This window comes from Streptomyces sp. 4N124, from assembly GCF_052245395.1.
In the GTDB taxonomy this organism is placed as follows: domain Bacteria; phylum Actinomycetota; class Actinomycetes; order Streptomycetales; family Streptomycetaceae; genus Streptomyces.
The window spans coordinates 1-16970 of sequence record NZ_JBQQBS010000025.1; the positions used below are offsets into that span (position 1 = coordinate 1).

A 16970-nucleotide genomic window follows, 5' to 3' on the forward strand; every position below is an offset into this window, starting at 1 on the left:
ACGGAGCCGGACCTGGACCGGCTGGTCCGCGGGGGACCATTTGCCGGCGTTGTCGATGAGGTTGAGCACCGCCCGCTCGAGCGCAGCGGGACGCCCGCTCACCCACACAGAGGTCACGTCGAGCGCGACCTCGATGTCGGGCACGCGGGAACGTGCCCGGGTCGCGGCGGCCGCCACCACGTCGGCGAGGTCGAGCACCTCGGTGCTCTCATCGCTGACGTCACCGCGCGCCAGGTCGGTCAGCTCGGCGACAAGGGTGCTCAACTCGGCCACCTGGGCGCCGAGATCGTTGAGCAGCCGGGTCCGGCTCTCCGCCGGCAGTGCGCTGTCCAGGGTGCCGCGCCGATCCAGCCGGATCAGCAACTCGACGTTGAGGCGCAGGCTGGTGAGCGGGGTCTTGAGCTCGTGGGCGGCGTCCTCGGCGAGCAGCCGCTGGGCCCGCCGGGAGTCCCGGAGCGCGGCGAGCATGTCGTTGATCGACTGGATCAGCCGCCGGATCTCCCCACCGCCCTCATCCGGGATGTCGGCGTCGAGATCCCGGGTGTGCGCGACACGTACCGCGGCGGCGGTCAGCCGGTCGATCGGTGCCAGCCCGGTCCGCGCCACGGTCCGCCCGACAAGGGCACCGCCGACCACGCAGAGCAGCCCGATCAGCAGCATGCCGAACCCGAACTGGTTGATCGGGCTGTCGTCGGCGACCTGGGCCACCTGGACCGCGCCGTCGCCCGCCCGCAGCGTGTAGATGAGGTAGCCGTCCTCGTCGCTGTCGTTCGACTCCATCAGGTCGGCCGACGCGCCCTGCGCCACGCGCCCGGCGTGCTCGCTGACGGGGGGCAGCGCGGGTTGGCCGACCGGCGTCCGGGTCGAGCCGTCGGGCAGGATGACCCGCACCAGCCGACCGGATCCGGGATACGGCGGTAGCTGGACCTGCGCCAGACCGGCGCGCTGCGCGTTCGTCGCCAGGACGCGGGAGTCGGCGCGCAGCTGATTCTCGGCGGTGTCCCGCAGCTCCCAGCCCAGTAGTTCGCTGGCCACCTGGAAGGCCACGAACACGCTGACCGCGATGGCCGTCGCCGCGATCACCGTCAGCCTGGCCCGCAGGGACCGCCGGCGCCACCATCGGGTCAGCCGACGCGGTTCCCGGCCGGCGGGCCTGCTCACGGAGGAGTCTCCCGCAGCACGTAACCCAGGCCACGCAGCGTGTAGATCAATCGCGGCTCACCCTCGGCTTCCATCTTGCGGCGCAGGTAGCTCACGTACACCTGGAGGTTGTTGGCGGTGGCGCTCATGTCGAAGCCCCAGATCGCCTCGAACAGCGCGTCGCGGGTCAGGACCCGGGTCGCGTTGCTCACGAGGACCTGCAGCAGGGAGAACTCGGTCCGGGTCAGGCGGAGCGGCCGCCCGCCCCGCCACGCCTCGAACCTGTCCGGATCGACCCGGACGTCGGCGAACGACAGGATCTGCGACTCCTCGTCGCCCGGCGCGCGGCGGCGCAGCAGGGCCCGCACCCGGGCCAGCAACTCCTCGGTGGCGAACGGCTTGGGCAGATAGTCGTCGGCGCCCGCGTCCAGCCCCGCGACCCGGTCGAAGACCTGATCCCGGGCGGTCAGCATCAGCACCGGCAGATCCCGGCCCGCCGCCCGCAATCGCCGGCAAGTCTCCAACCCGCCGAGGCGGGGCATCATCACGTCGAGGATCAGCAGATCCGGCGCGTCGCCACCGACCCCGTCGAGCACGGCGAAACCGTTGGCGACGGTGCTGGTGTCGTAACCCTCGACCTGGAGCACCCGCTCCAGCGACTCACGGATGGCCGCCTCGTCATCCGCGATCATGATCCGCACGCCGGCCCGCCCCCTCCAGTCGATGCTTTTGCCGCTCATTCTCCCCGATCAACCTGAGGCCAGGATTAGAGCGTCGCCGCCGTGGTGCCCGCGGGCCGTGCTCTTACGGATGCCTAAGTGGTCCGCGCCGTTAGTTCGTCGGGGGTAGGGACCAGCCGGTGGGGTCGTCGAGGTAGCGGCCGCAGACGCAGTCGAGGGCTTCTTCGGGGCTGCCGGCGGGTAGGCCGCTGGGCAGGATGTTGTCTTCGTATCCGTCGCGGCTGGCCAGGTAGATCGCGAAGCCCCAGATGCTCGCCGAGCCGTTGTATCGCAGCCGGTACAGCGGCAGGATCGTCCCGTCGCTGAGGTGCCCGTCGATATAGGCGAGCACGCCTCGGTAGCGCACGCTGACAGCAGCAGGACGGGCCAGCGGGTCTGGACGTGCTGGGTCAGGCGTTGCCGCAGGCTGATCTTGGTCGACTCGGGTGGCGGCTTGGGCACGACCTCGATCCTGCCCCACCCGGGGGCGGCGTGTCGCTGCCGAGACCGGCGGCTCGTTCTGGCAGAACATGCCGATGCCTCCGTCCAGCCGATACCAGATCCAGCTTTCCATCGATGAACGAGCCGTTCTGCTCGCGTTGATGCGAAGCGGCTGCGGTGCTCGACCTGTATGCCCGGCTCTTCGACGCTGAGCCGCTCGGCCCAGGCGATTACGTGGTGTGCTCCGACGAGAAGACCTCGATCCAGGCCCGCTGCCGTTGTCATCCCACTCTGCCTCCCGGCCGGGCCAGGACGATGCGCGTGGAACACCAATACGATCGTGGCGGGTCGCTGGCCTACCGGGCCGCCTGGACGCGCACCGCGGCAAGGTGGAATCAGCCTAGCCGGAAGAGCGGGACGGTGGGTATCGACACCCTTCATTTCAGCGGCAGTTGACGGAACCACACTGGCCGATCCGGAACTCCTGGCGAGGGCGGTCGCCGCCAACGAACGTGCCATGGCCGAGTGACGGACACCACGACCCACCCCTACATCGGCTTGGCCACCTGACGGTGCACCACGAGTCGGCACCGCCCGAACCCCTGACACTGTCGTCGAGGGCCTCCCCCAGGCCGTCGGGAGTGTTGGCGATGGCGTCGTAATCGAAGAAGCAACGATTTCTTATGCCGTGAGGTTTTCAGTGGCCTGTTGCTGTGGGAGCGCTGAAGGCTCGCCGGTGCGGGTGGCGCGGAGGGTGGTGAGGGTGAGTAGTGGCACCAGGCCGAATGCGATCATGATCGTGCCCACCGTGGCCGGCCCCCGCAGGCCCAGCGAGGAGTCCAGCGCGATGCCGGCGGTGAGAGAGCCGATCGCGATGCCGAGGTTGAAGGCCGAGGCCGACAGCGCGTAGGCGAGGGTGGGCGCGTTGCTCGCGAAGCGCACGGCCAGGGTGGTGGAGACCGGCGGTACCGCTTGGCCGGCCAGACCCATGAGTACCAGCAGTACGACGGTGGCCACCGGGTTGGTGGACAGCGGAGTCTGCAGCAGGACCAGAGCCAGGAGGGCAAGCAGGGCCGCACCGATCAGTGAGGCCAGGGGCTTGCGGTCGCCGAGGCGTCCGCCGATGTTCGTACCGATGAGGGCTCCGATGCCGTATCCGACGAGGATCAGGGAGACGGCGCTGGTGGGGATGCCTGCCCGGTCGGTGAGTAGTGGTGCGACGTAGGAGTAGACGGCCATGACTCCGCCCAGCAGCAGCACGCCGGCAGCCCATGTGAGCCAGAAGGGGCCCGAGCGCAGCGCCGCGAACTGCGACCGTACGGTGGGTGCACTGTCGGTGTGGGACACGGTGGGGATGAACCGGCCGATGATCAGGGCGACGCCGCTTGCGAGGACGGCCAGGGCCCAGAAGGCTCCGCGCCAGCCGATGTGGTTGCCGACCAGCGAGCCGAGTGGGACACCGATCACGGTGGCCAGGCCGATACCGCTGATGATCATGCCCGAGGCGCGGGCGCGGGCCGTGGGGGCGACGGCGCCGACGGCCACGGCGCCCGCGACGGCCCAGAAGGTACCGGTGGCGAACGCTGTGATCACACGTGCGACCAGCACGAGGAGGAAGGAAGAGCTGAGTGCGGCCATCACATGGCCGAGAGCGAAGACGGTCAAGGCCAGTACCAGCGTGGACCTTTGGGGCAGCCGCAGCGTGGCGATCGCCATCGCGGGCGCGCCTAGAATCATGCCGAGGGCGAAGAACGTGATGAGCAGGCCGCCTCGGGAGACGCTGACCCCGAGATCCGAGGCCATCTCGGGCAGGATGCCGGCGACGATGAACTCGGTGGTGCCCATCAGGAACGTGCCGAGCGTCAACAGCCAGACGACGAACGGAAGTTTGGCGGATTTCTGCGCAGCAGAAGACATCGGTGCAGGGAACCTTCGTGGATGGCCGTGGATGTAAGTGGATGTCAGTGGATGGAAACTGTCCGATGAAGAAGCGCAGGGGTTGGCCGCCCGGACGGGCGCCGCGTCACGAGCAGTCGACGTCGGGCCATGTCCTGCACCTTTGAGACCTGTTGGGAAACCGGGCCTTGTAGCCGGTGGCGAGCTTGTCGCGCAGCGCGATGGGTGTCGCCCATGCCAGGTCCGGCTGACTTGAGGGCCCGCAGGCGGGTCCCCGTCGGCCGGGGGGCCGGTCCGAAGACCGGCCCCCCGGTTCGCGGTCAGGTCAGATACCTCGAGAGGTCATTGCCTGCGCTCGTCAAGGTTTGGGGTTACGCGAAGAAGGTGGTGAGTTCCCGCACGATGTCGTCAGGGCGTTCCTCAGCCAGGTAGTGACCCGCTCCCTTCAATTCGACGTAGCGCGCATCTGCCGCCAGTCCGTCCATCTGCGCCAGAAGGAGCTCGTAGTATTTGCCGCCGATTCCGAGCAGGGGCATGGTCAGTACCGGGTAGTTCTTGAGGTCGGCTATGTCCTGCTGAAAGGTCTGGTACCAGCCGTTCCCGCCGCGGATCGCATCCGGCGTGTTGTACGCGGCGGCATAGATGGCTCGGGTCTTCTCGCTGAAGGCCTTGGGATTCCCGCCCTGGAGGTCGATCAACCAGTCGATGACGAACCGGAAACGCCCTTCAAGGAGTTGCTCGGGCAACTGGTCGAGCTGGTTGAACGCGAACCACCACGGTGCCGGTTGGCCTGGCTGGGGCAGCATGCGCATGTCGTTGAATATCTCGGTGGGATGCCCGGCCTCCCACAAAGCGACCTTCCGGGTCGCTTCGGGGTGGTTCGCGGCGAAGCTGTGCGCCACCATCGAACCGATGTCCTCGCCTGCGATAAATGCCTGGCTGTGCCCGAGGGCGCGGAGCAACTCGTAGATGTCACGGGCCATGGTTTTCTTGTCGTACCCGCTCACGGGCTTGTCGGAGTCGCCCATGCCGCGCAGGTCCGGGGCGATCACCTGGTAGTGCCGCGCCAGGGGCGGCATGATCTTGTGGAACTGGTACCAGGTGCGTGGCCACCCGGGGAGCAGGACGAGGGGGTCACCCTGGCCCCCGGTGACATAGTGCAGCCGCGTGCCGTTGACTTCGGCGAAGCGGCTCCTGAAACCCTTGACCATCGGTGTCCTTGGCCACCGGGCCCTCGGGGCGGCGGCTGCGGTGCCGGCCGGCAGGCCGAGTAGGGCCGCTGCGCCCGTACCCGCGGTGAGGCCGAGCAGCTTGCGTCTGCCAAGTCGGTGAGAGAGCCCGGGGTTGTCGGACTTCTTGGGGCTCATATGCGGAACTCCTTCGCGTTTCAGGGGCCTTTGTCATGTTCGGTTGCGCGGAAGTGGCAATACGCAGGTAGCTATTTCGGCAGGTGAGTGCGTGCGCCGAGTCCCTCGGTAAGAAGTGGTTCTGGCCGCCGTTGACCTGGTATTCGCCGCTGGTGACGGCAGCCGTCTCGCCATAGTTCCGTCCGCGGCCTACTGCCTCCGCACACTTAAGTACCGATCGGTACTGATCGACACGGAGGTCACTGTAGCACTTCTGCACCGGTCGGTACGGAAGGCGTTGCGGCGGGGGCCGGTCGCGGCAGAAGCCACCGGCCGCCCCAGACCGTGCCTGCCGAGTCCCGCCGCGTCGCCCTCGCGCTCTCCCGGATCGCGGGCAGCAGCGCGATGATCGTGGGCGCCTCGCTGGGCGGCGTACTGGTCGCCGCGGTCGGCCCCGGCTGGGGCCTGGCCGTCGACGCGCTCAGCTTCGCGCTCGCCGCCGCGTCCTCCGCGCTGGTCCGTGTCCAGGTCGTGCCGCCCGCGCCCAGCCCCGGCCTGGTACATGAACTACGCGTCGGCTGGCAGGAGTTCACCTCCCGCAGCTGGGTGTGTGGGTGATCGTGGTGGCCCTCTGCTTCCTCAACGTCGGCATCACCGCCTCGTTCACCGTCCTCGGCCCGGCCGTCGCCGAACCACCGGGATCGGCCGCAGCGGCTGGGGCTTGGCCGTCGCCGCGGGCTCGCTCGGCACGGTCGCCGGCGGCGTACTGTCGCTGAGATGGCGGCCCCGGCGCGCGATCCTGGTCAGCTGCGCGCTGATGGGCCTGACGGCGATGGCACCGCTGCTGCTCACGCTCGCCCCGTATACCTGGGTGCTGGTCGTGGCCAACTTCGTGGCGGGCGTGGGTATCGAGCAGGCCGGCGTCGCCTGGTACTCGATGGGTGGGCGGTGGCCTCGGCTAAGACCGTCCTACCTTCTTGCTCGGGTTGAGCGAGCCATTCGTAGGGTTGGTTCGCCCTGGAGTAGTGGCTGGTCTCCCTCGTCACGGCGGCTTCCCTGGCCATGGCCATCGCCATCGCCATCGGGGTCAACCTCGGATCCGAGATCCCACGGCTGTTCCTGCGGGCGCCGGGGGCGCGGTGCGCGCGGCAGGGCGGCGGGCCGTGAAGCGGACGCAGGGCTTCTAGGCGGCCCCGCCAGACCCCAGTGCCATGATGTTGAGCCATGACCTCAGCCAAGGATGCAGAACAAGGCCGTGCAGGCGTCACGGATTCTGTCAACGCCTTATTGTGGCGATGGGCGGATCATGTCAACGGCAATCCCTACAGGGCCGTAAGCAGGCCGGAGTGGTTCGCCCGCACGGGAGAGTTGACGCTGGAGAAGGACATCACCTGGTGGGGAATGGGCAGCGACGTCCTGGCCCATGACACATTCCCCCCGGGGCTGAGCAAGGCTCCGGTATACACGGGCTTTTACTGGGTGCGCGAGGACGGCAAGCCTGCGGCGGCCCGGGCCTGCATGGTCGTTGTGCCGCTGGCGGACCCCGACCGTATCGCTGCGGCGGAGTGGGACGACGGATATAGCGACTACGTACCGGCCGCGCTGGAGGGATACGCCGTCCTGTGCAGTTCCCCCTTCGACCCGAAGCGGTCCGGCGACGAAGCCGCCAAGGCCCACCTCCGCGAGGCCAAGCGCATCATCGAGGCCGGCGACCGTGAGAGCCGCCGCGCCAACTACGCCGAGATCATCACCGATCCGGACCGCGGCGGTAACGCACTGTTCTTTCCGGTCTGCGGCGAGGACAGGACCGCGTACGAAGCGGCGGAGCCGGACGGAACCACCGTTTGCCTCGCCTTCGTCGACTACGACATGTAATTGAAGTTCTCCCCTCCCTTCGCAAGCTCAGGAAGGGGATTCCCGTCTACCTTGCAGCGACAGGCTTGACGGTCTTAGCCGCCCTGCGACCGCGCCTTCCGGCGGCCGGGACCTCCACGATGTCGTGGCCGATCCGGTACAGGTGCAAGATGTTCCTCGCTGCGTTCCAGTCGGCGTTGCACTGGAAGTCGCAGTCGGGGTTCTTGCATACGAACGTGGCCTGGTCTTCCCTGCTGCCGGGGACGGTGAATCCGCATGCGGAGCAGCGTCGGGAGGTGTTCGGGGCGGGAACCTTGACGAGCTGGCCGCCGTAGCGGGCGAGCTTGTACGTCAGTATCGTGACCGTGCGTCCCCACGCCTCTTGTGCGATGGAGCGGTTGAGACCGGCCTTGGCTTTGACGTTCTTGCCCGGCTCCTCGATGGTGCCCCGGGCGGACTTGACCATGTTCGTGATGTTGAGCTGTTCGACCACAATCACGCCGTACGTACGGGCGAGGTAGGTGGTCGTCTTGTGCTGCCAGTCCAAGGCTCGTCGCGTGGCTTTTGCTCGGAGCTGCTTGATCTGGTCGTAGGTGTGCTGCAAGCGGCGGGAGGTCTTCTCCCCCTTCTTGCGCAAGCTCTTGCGGTGTGCGGCCTGCCGTTCCAGCTTGAGGAGTTTGGCCTTCTCCTTCGGGGTGAGCCATTTGTCCCGGTCGGCGGTGCCGTCCGGCAGGCGTGGAGGACGCCCGTGGTCCTGGTGGTCCTTGTTGGACAAGGCGAGGGGGATGTTCACTCCGGCGTCGATGCCGACTTCCGGGCCTTGGTGGGGCTGCGGCTTGGCTTCGAGGGTCTGGATACGGAAGGCGATGTGCCAGCCAAGCGCATCCTTCACCAGCCGGGCGCCGGTGATCCGGTTGTCGGTGCCTGCTCGCTTGCCCACGGGGAGGTCTTTAGTCCAGCGGAAGCGGACGCGGCCGATCTTCGGCAGGTTGACCATGCCCCAGCGGCGGTGGACGCGGACGACGTTCAGGTCACGGCCCTGCGGGATGTCCACAGACATTGCTGACCGGAACCGGGCCTTGAAGTTCGGCTCGTCTGCCCGGCCTTCCCAGCAGTTCACCCAGGCGCGGAAGTACGTCTTCAGCACCGCCTGGGATGCCTGCGCGGGCAGCTCGGCGAGGAAGTCGAGCTCTTTACGGGCTTCCCGTATCGCCGCATCAGCGGCGGCGAGGGTCCGCTTGTCCTTCGGCATCATCTGCCACCAGGCGTGCAGGCAGTTCCACATAGTGCGGGCCGCGTGCGCCTGGTCGTCCATGACCCGGATCTCGGCAGGGCTGAGCGCCAGTCGGGCACGGTGCCCGAACTGCCGCTTCACCAGGCCGAGTTCACTCATGGCGATCACTGTACTACATTTGGTTTATGTCACCTCGCTGGAATCCGAATCCTGATGTCAGAACCGGTCGCCACGTCGTCTACAACCTTCACGTCCACTTGGTGTTTGTCACCAAGTACCGGCGCAAAGCATTGACCAACGAGATGATGACGCGGTGCGAAGAGATCATGCGAGAGGTCTGCGCGGACTTCGAGGCCGATCTGAAGGAGTTCAACGGCGAAGAGGATCACGTACACCTGCTCGTGCACTACCCGCCGAAGGTCCAGCTCTCCAAGCTGGTCAACTCACTCAAGGGAGTCTCCGCCCGCCTGCTGCGCAAGGAGTACGACGCGCACGTCCGCAGATACCTGTGGGGCGGACACTTCTGGTCCGGCTCCTACTTCGCCGGAAGCTGCGGCGGGGCGCCCCTGACCGTCGTGATGCAGTACATCGAGAACCAGAAGCGCCCCGTGGGCTGAGCTGAATACTGCGGACCCGTGCTCATGCGCGGGTCAGAGCAGTTCTGAGATGGCCTTCACCCCCGGCGTAAACGCCGGAGCACTGGCCAAGATCAAAGGTAGAAGCCGGGGTCGATCGGCTTCACACCGGGCGGCCTTTGGCACGTGACCAGGCGAGCAGGTAGACCGTGTCGCCAAGCAGCACGGCGTTGCGCTAGGCGTGCTGCATCCGCATCCACAGCTGTTCCGACTGCGCCCACTCCCGCAGGAGCGCTTCCCGCTTCTGCGCCGCGGTGTCCTCGTCGGTTCCCTCGATCACGATCTGCTGGGTTTCGCCGAGGAGGTGGCTCAGCGTCTGGTCGACGATCAGAGAGGCATCCCCGTACTCGCGGCGGTCGTCGCCGTCCTCGCCGAGGAGGCGGCGGCCTGGTTGGTGTCGTAGGCAGCCAGCAGCGTGTACGCGGCGAGGCGTCGGCGGTCAGCTTCCGGCAGCCACGATGAACCGACCGGGCCGGGCAGTCGCGCAGGGCGGCCCGATGCTGCCTCCTGGAATGCGGGTTTATACGCCAAGGCTCCCCAAGTATCGATGCCATCTGCCGCCAACGCCGCATACTGCACTCCCGGTTGCGGCCACATCGAGGGCAGCGCGGCCCAAGCGGACGTCGGAGTGCGTCCTGAGACGGGGGATCACATGGCGAAGACATTGCAGGTCAGCAACCTGACCTGTCGGCCGTTAGGCCAACACGCGTTTCAATGGCCCAAGCCGAACAGGGCGTTCCACGTGTCGTATCCGAAGTTGCAGGATGCCCCCGGGACCGACCACCGGGCATCATCGGGCCCCCCAGGCGCCCGGGACAACGGGCGCAGCACCGTAGGCGACGAAGCACTCCTCGCGCTCACCACCGCAGCCGCGGCTGGTTGAGCGCCATCATCAACCGGAGGTCGCCATGCCTACGCTCTACAAGCCCTTCCTGGGGCAACTACGGAATCGTTCGCTGCTGCCGTGGCGATCGGCAGGCGCGCCCCGGGGCACCCGATCCGGCGACGGACGGCACCGCCCCGCACCCACCAGAGCGATGGGTGCGGGCATCGGACCGTCCAGGCCCGACCGGGCACCCGGGGCGTGAGGGAAACCGCCCCCGCATCCCCGGACCGCGGACACGATCACCCAACACCGTACGGGGCGTTCGGCTGAGCATGAGTCCTGGCAACGGTGCCCTCCCCCACCAGGCCCTGCGGCCCGGCCATGAGGGGGCAGCACTGGGCGCGGAACTCCACCCGCACGCTCACGCTTCCCCACCCCGGCGGGCAGAACCACACCGGCCCCTACGGTCCGCAAGGAATCGCTCAGCTGATCAGAGACGCTGCGCTCATTGCCCCGCCTGTGAGACCCCGGCGGCGCATACGCAGGGCCAGCCACGCAAAAAGCCCAGGACTGCAGCAAGGCCGGCAATCAGCACCAGGAACGGTAAGAACGCATCCACGGCCGCGACTCTAATGGCCGGCCGTGGTCAAAGTGGCTTCCCGTTACGTCGCCTCAACTTCGCTCACCCAACCCTCCGCCCTTGTCACTGGCCGACCCTTCCGTCGATGCACTCGCGCAAGAGGTCGGCGTGGCCGCAATGGCGGGCATACTCCTCGATCCGATGCACCATCAGCTCCCGGACCGATGTGCCGTCCTTCCCCACACGCTCCCCCAGATCCGGGTGCTCGGCCAGCGCGGCGTCGGTCGCGGCCTGCTCACGCGCCAGATCGGCGTACGCGGCGTCGACCTGGGCCTGGTCGGCGACGGCTCCGTCGAAGTCCGCGTCGCGCTCGCCGTACAACTTCGGCAGCGGATCTCCGTCGCTGATCCAGTTACGCCAGTCCCGCTCCACCTCCGCGAGGTGCCGCAGCAGGCCGAGCAACGACATCGTGGACGGCGGAACCGAACGACGGGCCAGCTGCTCCGCATCCAGACCCTCGCACTTCATCGCCAGGGTCATGCGATAGCCCGTCAGGAAGTCCAGCAGCGTCGGCAACTCCCCGTCCGGACTGGCTCCTTCGCTGTTGCGGGGGTCGTCGTCCGGGTCAGCCCACATGTCGGGGTAGACGGTTGCCTGGCTCCAGCGTGCGGGGTGGTCATTCATGCGTGCCATATTCGCCGGTCAGGGTTCAAACTCGCTAGTGCAGCGGGCTTGAAGTGTTCACGACGCGCCACGTCAGGGTCGGGGCAGGCAACCCGGGAGGCGGTTGGATGCCAAACCGAACGGTCGTGGGCCGCTTCACCGATCCGTAGGCCGCAGAGCGCCGACGCGGTCGCTCACGCACACGGTTCTGCACCATGGTCCCACGGCGATTTGGCGAGCGCCGCGGCCAGTCAGCCGAAGAACACCTCGAACTCGTCGTACAGCGACGGGTCGACCATCTTGGGCTGTGCTGTGGCCTCGGCGAGCGGAAGGCGGACGATCCTGGTGCTCTGCAGGGCGACCATGACGCCGAAGTCGCTGTCCTTGACCGCGTCGATGGCGTGCAGCCCGAAGCGAGTGGCCAGCCACCGGTCGAAGGCGCTCGGTGTGCCGCCGCGTTGGATGTGGCCCAGGACCGTGGTGCGGGCGTCCTTGCCGGTGCGGTCCGAGATCTCCCGGGCCAGCCATTCGCCGATACCGGACAGCCGCACATGGCCGTACTCGTCCAGCGTCTGATCCTTGAGGATCATCTGTCCCTCCTTGGGGACTGCCCCTTCGGCGACCACGACGATCGGCGCATAGTTGATCTTGAATCGGCTCTTCACCTGCTCACAGACGTCATCGATGTCGAAGGGCCGCTCCGGGATGAGGATCACGTTGCCGCCGCCCGCGATGCCGGCGTGCAGGGCGATCCACCCGGAGTGCCGCCCCATCACCTCCACCACCAGGGTCCGCATGTGCGACTCGGCGGTGGTGTGCAGACGGTCGATGGCCTCGGTCGCGATGCCTACGGCGGTGTCGAAGCCGAAGGTGTAGTCGGTGCCGGACACGTCGTTGTCGATGGTCTTCGGCACGCCGACCAGATGGATCCCCTGTCGGCTCAGCTCGGTGGCCACACCGAGCGTGTCCTCACCGCCGATCACAACGAGCGCGTCCACGTCGTGCGCGGCAAGGGTGTCCCGCACGCGCTGCAAGCCGTCCTCGTGTTTGAAGGGGTTGGTACGAGAGGAGCCGAGGATGGTCCCGCCACGGGGGAGGATCCCCCTCACGCTGGAGATGTCCAGCGGCATGACATTGCCCTTGAGCAGACCGAGCCAGCCGTCCCGCACACCGACGAAGTCGAAGGCGTATTCCTGGACGCCTTTGCGGACGACGCTGCGGATCACGGCGTTGAGTCCGGGACAGTCGCCGCCACCGGTCAGAACTCCGACCCTCATGGCTTCCTCCCATCCGCAGGTCACCCCGCCTGATCGCCCCCTTCCAGCCTCCCTCCATTCGATCCGCAGTGGCCACTCGACGTGAGCAGGAGCCGGGCGGCTCGCTCGAGGGAACTCGGCCCGTACTTCGGGTCGACCCGTGTGATTACTCAAAGCGACTGACACGCTACACATGGTTATTCTGAGGGAGCGGTCATGACTGCTACCCGATCCACAGTCACCCCCGTACTGCGCCGACCCTGGCGGCCTACAGAATGGAGCACCGAAGAGTGAAGCTTCAGCGGAAGAGCGGGCTGCGCACGCTGGCGGTCACCTCGGCGGGTGTCTCCGTCGCTCTGCTCCTGACAGCCTGCGGCTCAAGCGGCGGTTCCCGGCCCTCCGGCAGTACGCCCATGGCTGCCTCGCCCGCCGCCACCACGGGTGCCGGCGGCGTCAGGTGCGGCAAGGCGGCCACTGTGTCGGCCTCCGGCTCGACTGCCCAGGAGTTCGCGATGCAGTTCTGGATCAAGAACTACATGCGGGCCTGCCCCGGTAGCCGGATCAGCTACGAAGGCAACGGCTCGGGTGCCGGCCAGACCGATTTCCTGAAGGGCAGGACCGCCTTCGCAGGTTCCGACTCCGCACTGAGCGCCACCCAGATCACCCAGTCCAAGAGCGTCTGCTCCGGCGGTCGAGCCGTCCACCTGCCGATGCTCGGCGGCCCCATCGCAATCGCCTACAACCTGCCCGAGGTCAGCAAGCTGGTCCTGGATGCCCCCACCCTCGCCAAGGTCTTCGACGCGAAGATCACGAAGTGGAACGATCCCGCGATCGCGAAGCTCAACCCCGACACCAAGCTGCCGTCGACGCCGATCCAGGCGTCACACCGCTCCGACTCCTCCGGCACGACGGACAACTTCACCTCCTACCTGAGCGCCGCCGCACCGAGCGCCTGGTCGCACGGGCACGACAAGGAGTGGATGGCCAAGGGCGGCCAGTCCGCCAAGGGTTCATCGGGCCTCGCCGAACACGTGAAGAAGACCGAGGGTGCGATCGGCTACGTCGAGTTGTCGTATGCGCTCGCCCGCACCATTCCCACGGTCGCGATCGCCACCGGCGCCCCCGCTCCTGTCGACGCCAGTGTCCTCACGGCCTCCAAGGCGCTCGCCGATGCCAAAATCGCCGGCACCGACGACGACCTCGTGCTCAAGCTCGACTACGCGACCAAGGCCCCGGGCGCCTACCCGATCGACCTGGTCACGTACGAGATCGTCTGCGACAAGGGCAACAGACCGGCGACGTGGTCCACCACCAAGGCATTCCTGACGTACATCGCCGGCGCCAAGGGCCAGGAGGACCTGAGTTTCCAGGGCTACGCGACGCTCCCGGCCACCATTGTCAACAAGGTCCGCAGCAAGATCAACAACCTGTCCTAGCTGTACTGCCCAGGCAGGTTGGTCGAGTTTGTGCTCCAGGCTAGTGGCTCGCAGAGAACTGGTTTCGCGGTGGGCTTCACAGCAGGCCCAGCTCGTGGGCGCGCAGTGCGGCCTGGGTGCGGTCGCGCAGGGCGAGGCGGCTGAGGATGCGGGAGATGTGGTTCTTGACGGTGCCCTCGCTGAGATACAGCTGCGTGGCGATCTCCCGGTTGGTCCGGCCACGCGCCACGAGCCGGAGGATGTCGATCTCGCGCGGGCTGAGGGCGACCGTCGGGGCCGGGACGGGGGCAGGTGGCGGCAGGGCGGCAGCGAGGCGGCCGGCCACCGAGGAGTCGAGCTGGGTGACTCCGGCGTGTGCCAGGCGGATCGCGTGGGCGAGTTCGTCGGCCGGCAGGTCTTTGAGCAGATAGCCGCTGGCGCCCGCCCGCAGCGCCTGGACGACGTACTCCTCGTCGTCGAACGTCGTGAGCATCACGACCCGGCACTCCGGCGCCCGGCCGCGCAGCACGGCGACGGCCTCGACGCCGTCCAACTCCGGCATGCGTACGTCCATCAGCACGACGTCGGGCCGTAGTTCCACCGCCTTCGCGACGGCCTCCCGTCCGTTCACCGCCGTGCCGACGACGGTGATGCCGGGCCTGATGGAGAGCAGCGATGCGATGCCGTCCCGGATGAGCTGCTGGTCGTCCACCACCAGCACCCGCACCATCGTCGGCTCCTCACTCACCGCTCGCCTCCGCCCCGCGGGACGACAACCGTGAGGCGCGTGCCCTCGCCCGGTCTGCTGTCGATGTCCACGCTGCCTGCCACCAGGTGCACCCGTTCCTTCATGCCGGTCAGGCCGAATCCGGCGGTGGTCGCGTCCGGCGTGAAGCCGCAGCCGTCGTCGGCCAACGCCAGCCGCGCGCCGTGTTCGGTCAGCCGGACGGCCACCGACACCCGCGAGGCTCCCGCGTGGCGCAGCGCGTTGGTCAGCCCCTCCTGCGCGGCCCGGTACAACGCGGTCAGTTCCGCCGTGCTGTATCCGTCCTCGTCGCCGGTCACCTCGACGGTGACGCACGGTCCCGTATCGCCGTCGCGCGCCCAGCTCTCGAGTGCGGCTGAGAGTGACGGGCGTGCGGCCTCGTGGCGCAGCGCGCGCACGGATTGTCGTACGTCTCCCAGCGCGAGTTTCACCGAGTGCCTAGCCTCGGTCATCGCCCGTCCGGCGGCGTCCGGGTCCAGGGTGCGGAACTCCGAGGCGATCTCCAACTGCACCGAGATCGCCGTGAGATGGTGGCCGAGGCTGTCGTGGATGTCCCGGGCCAGCCGGTTTCGCTCGGTCGCGGCGGACAGCTCCGCGACCCGCGCGGCGTACTCCTGCAGTTCACGCCGGGCCCGCTGTTCGCCGACGGCGACGGCGGCCATCGAGATCGCCAGCACCAGGCCGATGCCGAGCATGAGCAGGTCGGACACGTACTCCATGTCGCGGTACCAGCCGGGGGCGGTCAGCAGATAGCCGGTGAGCAGTCCAGCCACGCACAGCGCCGCCAGCGCGAGCGCGACCGTGCGGCCGAACGCGAAGTAGGCGGTGAACGGCAGCAGCACGAACAGCACTTGGGACAGTTCCGAGGCGTCCAGGGCGACCACGGCGGCCGTCAGGCCGAACCGGGCCAGCAGGAGCGGCACCCTGGCCTCGCTCCACCGGCGCCCCACCGCTTCCACTGCGAACAGGGCCGCGAGCCCCGCCACGAAGCCGGCCGTGCGCCAGGACACCAGCCCGGGACCGTCGCCCAGATCCGCCGCCAGGTAGTAGAGACCGCCGACGAGCACCGCGCCGTACAGCAGCGGCGACACCCACGGGACAGGAACATACGCCGCCATGCACACCCCCACCCACCCGACGCTGCCGCCAGGCTAGGCCGGGTCCGCACCCGGAGCGACACGGACGGGAAAGCTCCGGACAGGTATGGCCGAACGGCACATGCCGAACGGCACCCGTGCCGCCCGTGCGATGGTGACTTCCCGCGGCCGCTTTCGCCGCTGTGCACCTCCCTCCGCTGACGCGCCACTCCCTACCGTTGCGGCCCTGACCTGCCCCTCGACGAACCGGAGTGGCCCACATGTCCTCACCGATCAGCACCGCACCGGTCTCCACCCGGCTCACCCGTCTCGGCGCCCTCTGCGGGGCGCTGTGCGGCCTACTCATCGCCCTGCCCTCACTGGTCGAGGCGTTCACCGGGGAAACCGCCGCGACCAGCTTCCTCCTCGCCCTCTCCCCCGCGTTCTCCCTGCCGTTCCTCAGCGCGCTCCACCAGCGACAGAGCCAGGCAACCGGCCGCTTCGGAGAGACCGCCTACGTCGTGAACCTCATCGGCCTCGGCCTGTTCGGCGGGGCCGCGTTCACCTCGAATCTGGTGCTGTTCTACCTCGACGAGGACGTCATCGACGCGGAGCTTACGGGCCTCACCATTCCCACACTCCTCGGCTCGGCCGTCGTCTTCGCGGTGGGCTGCGCCCTGTTCGGGGCGGCGACGATCCGCGCCCGCAGGTTCCCCAAGGTGCCGTCATGGGCGTACGCCGTCGCAGTGCCGCTGTTCGCGTTTCTGATCGCGCTGCCCGACTCGGTGTTCACGAGCGCGCTGCACATCGTCGTCGGCGCCACGTTGATATGGCTCTCGGCGGCGCTGTGGCAGTCCTCCCCGACGACCGACCGGGCCGGCGTTCCACGAAGTGATGCTCACGCTGCCTGACGACTCCCCGCAGAACCACTGCGAAAGCCTGCGCGGGCTGATGGACGCCCGCTTCGACCGGCTCGACCGTGCGCGCCGCCGGACACGAAGATCGGGGCCGGGACAACGAGTTCGGCTGCTCCGCGAACCGCGCGTCCCCTCCGCGGTGGCTGACCCAACGGCTCACGCCGCGCACCACGACGAATGGTGCGCGGCGTGAGCGCTGCGCGGAG

15 protein-coding genes are annotated in these 16970 nt (G+C 68.1%); 5 read left to right on the forward strand and 10 right to left on the reverse strand.

From position 1 onward, the window contains the following. From ACTWQO_RS24405 to ACTWQO_RS24425, 5 genes are all read right to left on the reverse strand, one after another. A partial coding sequence (locus ACTWQO_RS24405; RefSeq protein WP_443239484.1) for a HAMP domain-containing protein occupies window positions 1–1161 on the reverse strand: 1161 nt, incomplete at its 3' end. Then, entirely contained in the window at window positions 1158–1841 is a 684-nt protein-coding gene (locus tag ACTWQO_RS24410) for a response regulator transcription factor (protein WP_443239597.1), read from the reverse strand. The genes ACTWQO_RS24410 and ACTWQO_RS24405, both read right to left, overlap by 4 nt. 130 nt (window positions 1842–1971) lie before the next feature. Beyond that, entirely contained in the window at window positions 1972–2226 is a 255-nt protein-coding gene (locus ACTWQO_RS24415; protein WP_443239485.1) for a hypothetical protein, read from the reverse strand. Window positions 2227–2981: 755 nt separating this feature from the next. Then, entirely contained in the window at window positions 2982–4217 is a 1236-nt protein-coding gene (locus ACTWQO_RS24420) for an MFS transporter (RefSeq protein ID WP_443239486.1), read from the reverse strand. 350 nt (window positions 4218–4567) lie between these two features. Next, window positions 4568–5563, reverse strand: a complete 996-nt coding sequence (locus ACTWQO_RS24425) for an alpha/beta fold hydrolase (RefSeq protein ID WP_443239487.1) — start codon at window positions 5561–5563, stop codon at window positions 4568–4570. 324 nt (window positions 5564–5887) lie between these two features. Between ACTWQO_RS24425 and ACTWQO_RS24430 the strand changes: the two genes are divergently transcribed. After that, complete coding sequence (locus ACTWQO_RS24430) at window positions 5888–6160, forward strand: hypothetical protein (protein ID WP_443239488.1); 273 nt, start codon at window positions 5888–5890, stop codon at window positions 6158–6160. Window positions 6161–6766: 606 nt separating this feature from the next. Then, window positions 6767–7417, forward strand: a complete 651-nt coding sequence (locus tag ACTWQO_RS24435) for a hypothetical protein (RefSeq protein WP_443239489.1) — start codon at window positions 6767–6769, stop codon at window positions 7415–7417. 46 nt (window positions 7418–7463) lie between these two features. Here the strand turns inward: ACTWQO_RS24435 and ACTWQO_RS24440 are convergent, their stop codons facing one another. Then, the gene (locus tag ACTWQO_RS24440; protein ID WP_443239490.1) at window positions 7464–8789 is read right to left on the reverse strand and encodes an RNA-guided endonuclease InsQ/TnpB family protein; all 1326 of its coding nucleotides are present in this window, start codon (window positions 8787–8789) and stop codon (window positions 7464–7466) included. Between the two features lie 26 nt (window positions 8790–8815). Here ACTWQO_RS24440 and tnpA point away from each other — a divergent pair, with 26 nt between their 5' ends. Then, window positions 8816–9247: an IS200/IS605 family transposase gene (gene tnpA / locus ACTWQO_RS24445; RefSeq protein WP_443239491.1), complete on the forward strand. Its 432-nt coding sequence runs from the start codon at window positions 8816–8818 to the stop codon at window positions 9245–9247. 1547 nt (window positions 9248–10794) lie between these two features. Here the strand turns inward: tnpA and ACTWQO_RS24450 are convergent. Beyond that, the gene (locus tag ACTWQO_RS24450; RefSeq protein ID WP_443239492.1) at window positions 10795–11355 is read right to left on the reverse strand and encodes a DinB family protein; all 561 of its coding nucleotides are present in this window, start codon (window positions 11353–11355) and stop codon (window positions 10795–10797) included. A 230-nt stretch (window positions 11356–11585) separates the two neighbouring features. Next, window positions 11586–12611, reverse strand: coding sequence for a 6-phosphofructokinase (locus tag ACTWQO_RS24455; protein ID WP_443239493.1), 1026 nt, complete (start codon window positions 12609–12611; stop codon window positions 11586–11588). A 269-nt stretch (window positions 12612–12880) separates the two neighbouring features. Between ACTWQO_RS24455 and pstS the strand changes: the two genes are divergently transcribed. Further along, window positions 12881–14026, forward strand: coding sequence for a phosphate ABC transporter substrate-binding protein PstS (gene pstS / locus ACTWQO_RS24460; protein WP_443239494.1), 1146 nt, complete (start codon window positions 12881–12883; stop codon window positions 14024–14026). A 76-nt stretch (window positions 14027–14102) separates the two neighbouring features. Here the strand turns inward: pstS and ACTWQO_RS24465 are convergent, their stop codons facing one another. Together ACTWQO_RS24465 and ACTWQO_RS24470 are read right to left on the reverse strand one after the other, a co-directional pair. Then, on the reverse strand, window positions 14103–14735 hold the full coding sequence (locus ACTWQO_RS24465) for a response regulator (RefSeq protein ID WP_443239598.1): 633 nt from the start codon (window positions 14733–14735) through the stop codon (window positions 14103–14105). A gap of 14 nt (window positions 14736–14749) precedes the next feature. Continuing rightward, entirely contained in the window at window positions 14750–15889 is a 1140-nt protein-coding gene (locus tag ACTWQO_RS24470) for a sensor histidine kinase (RefSeq protein ID WP_443239495.1), read from the reverse strand. A gap of 239 nt (window positions 15890–16128) precedes the next feature. Between ACTWQO_RS24470 and ACTWQO_RS24475 the strand changes: the two genes are divergently transcribed. Next, window positions 16129–16758 carry a hypothetical protein gene (locus tag ACTWQO_RS24475; RefSeq protein WP_443239496.1) on the forward strand — a complete coding sequence of 210 codons (630 nt, stop codon included), beginning with the start codon at window positions 16129–16131 and terminating at the stop codon, window positions 16756–16758. The last annotated feature ends 212 nt before the right edge of the window (window positions 16759–16970 follow it).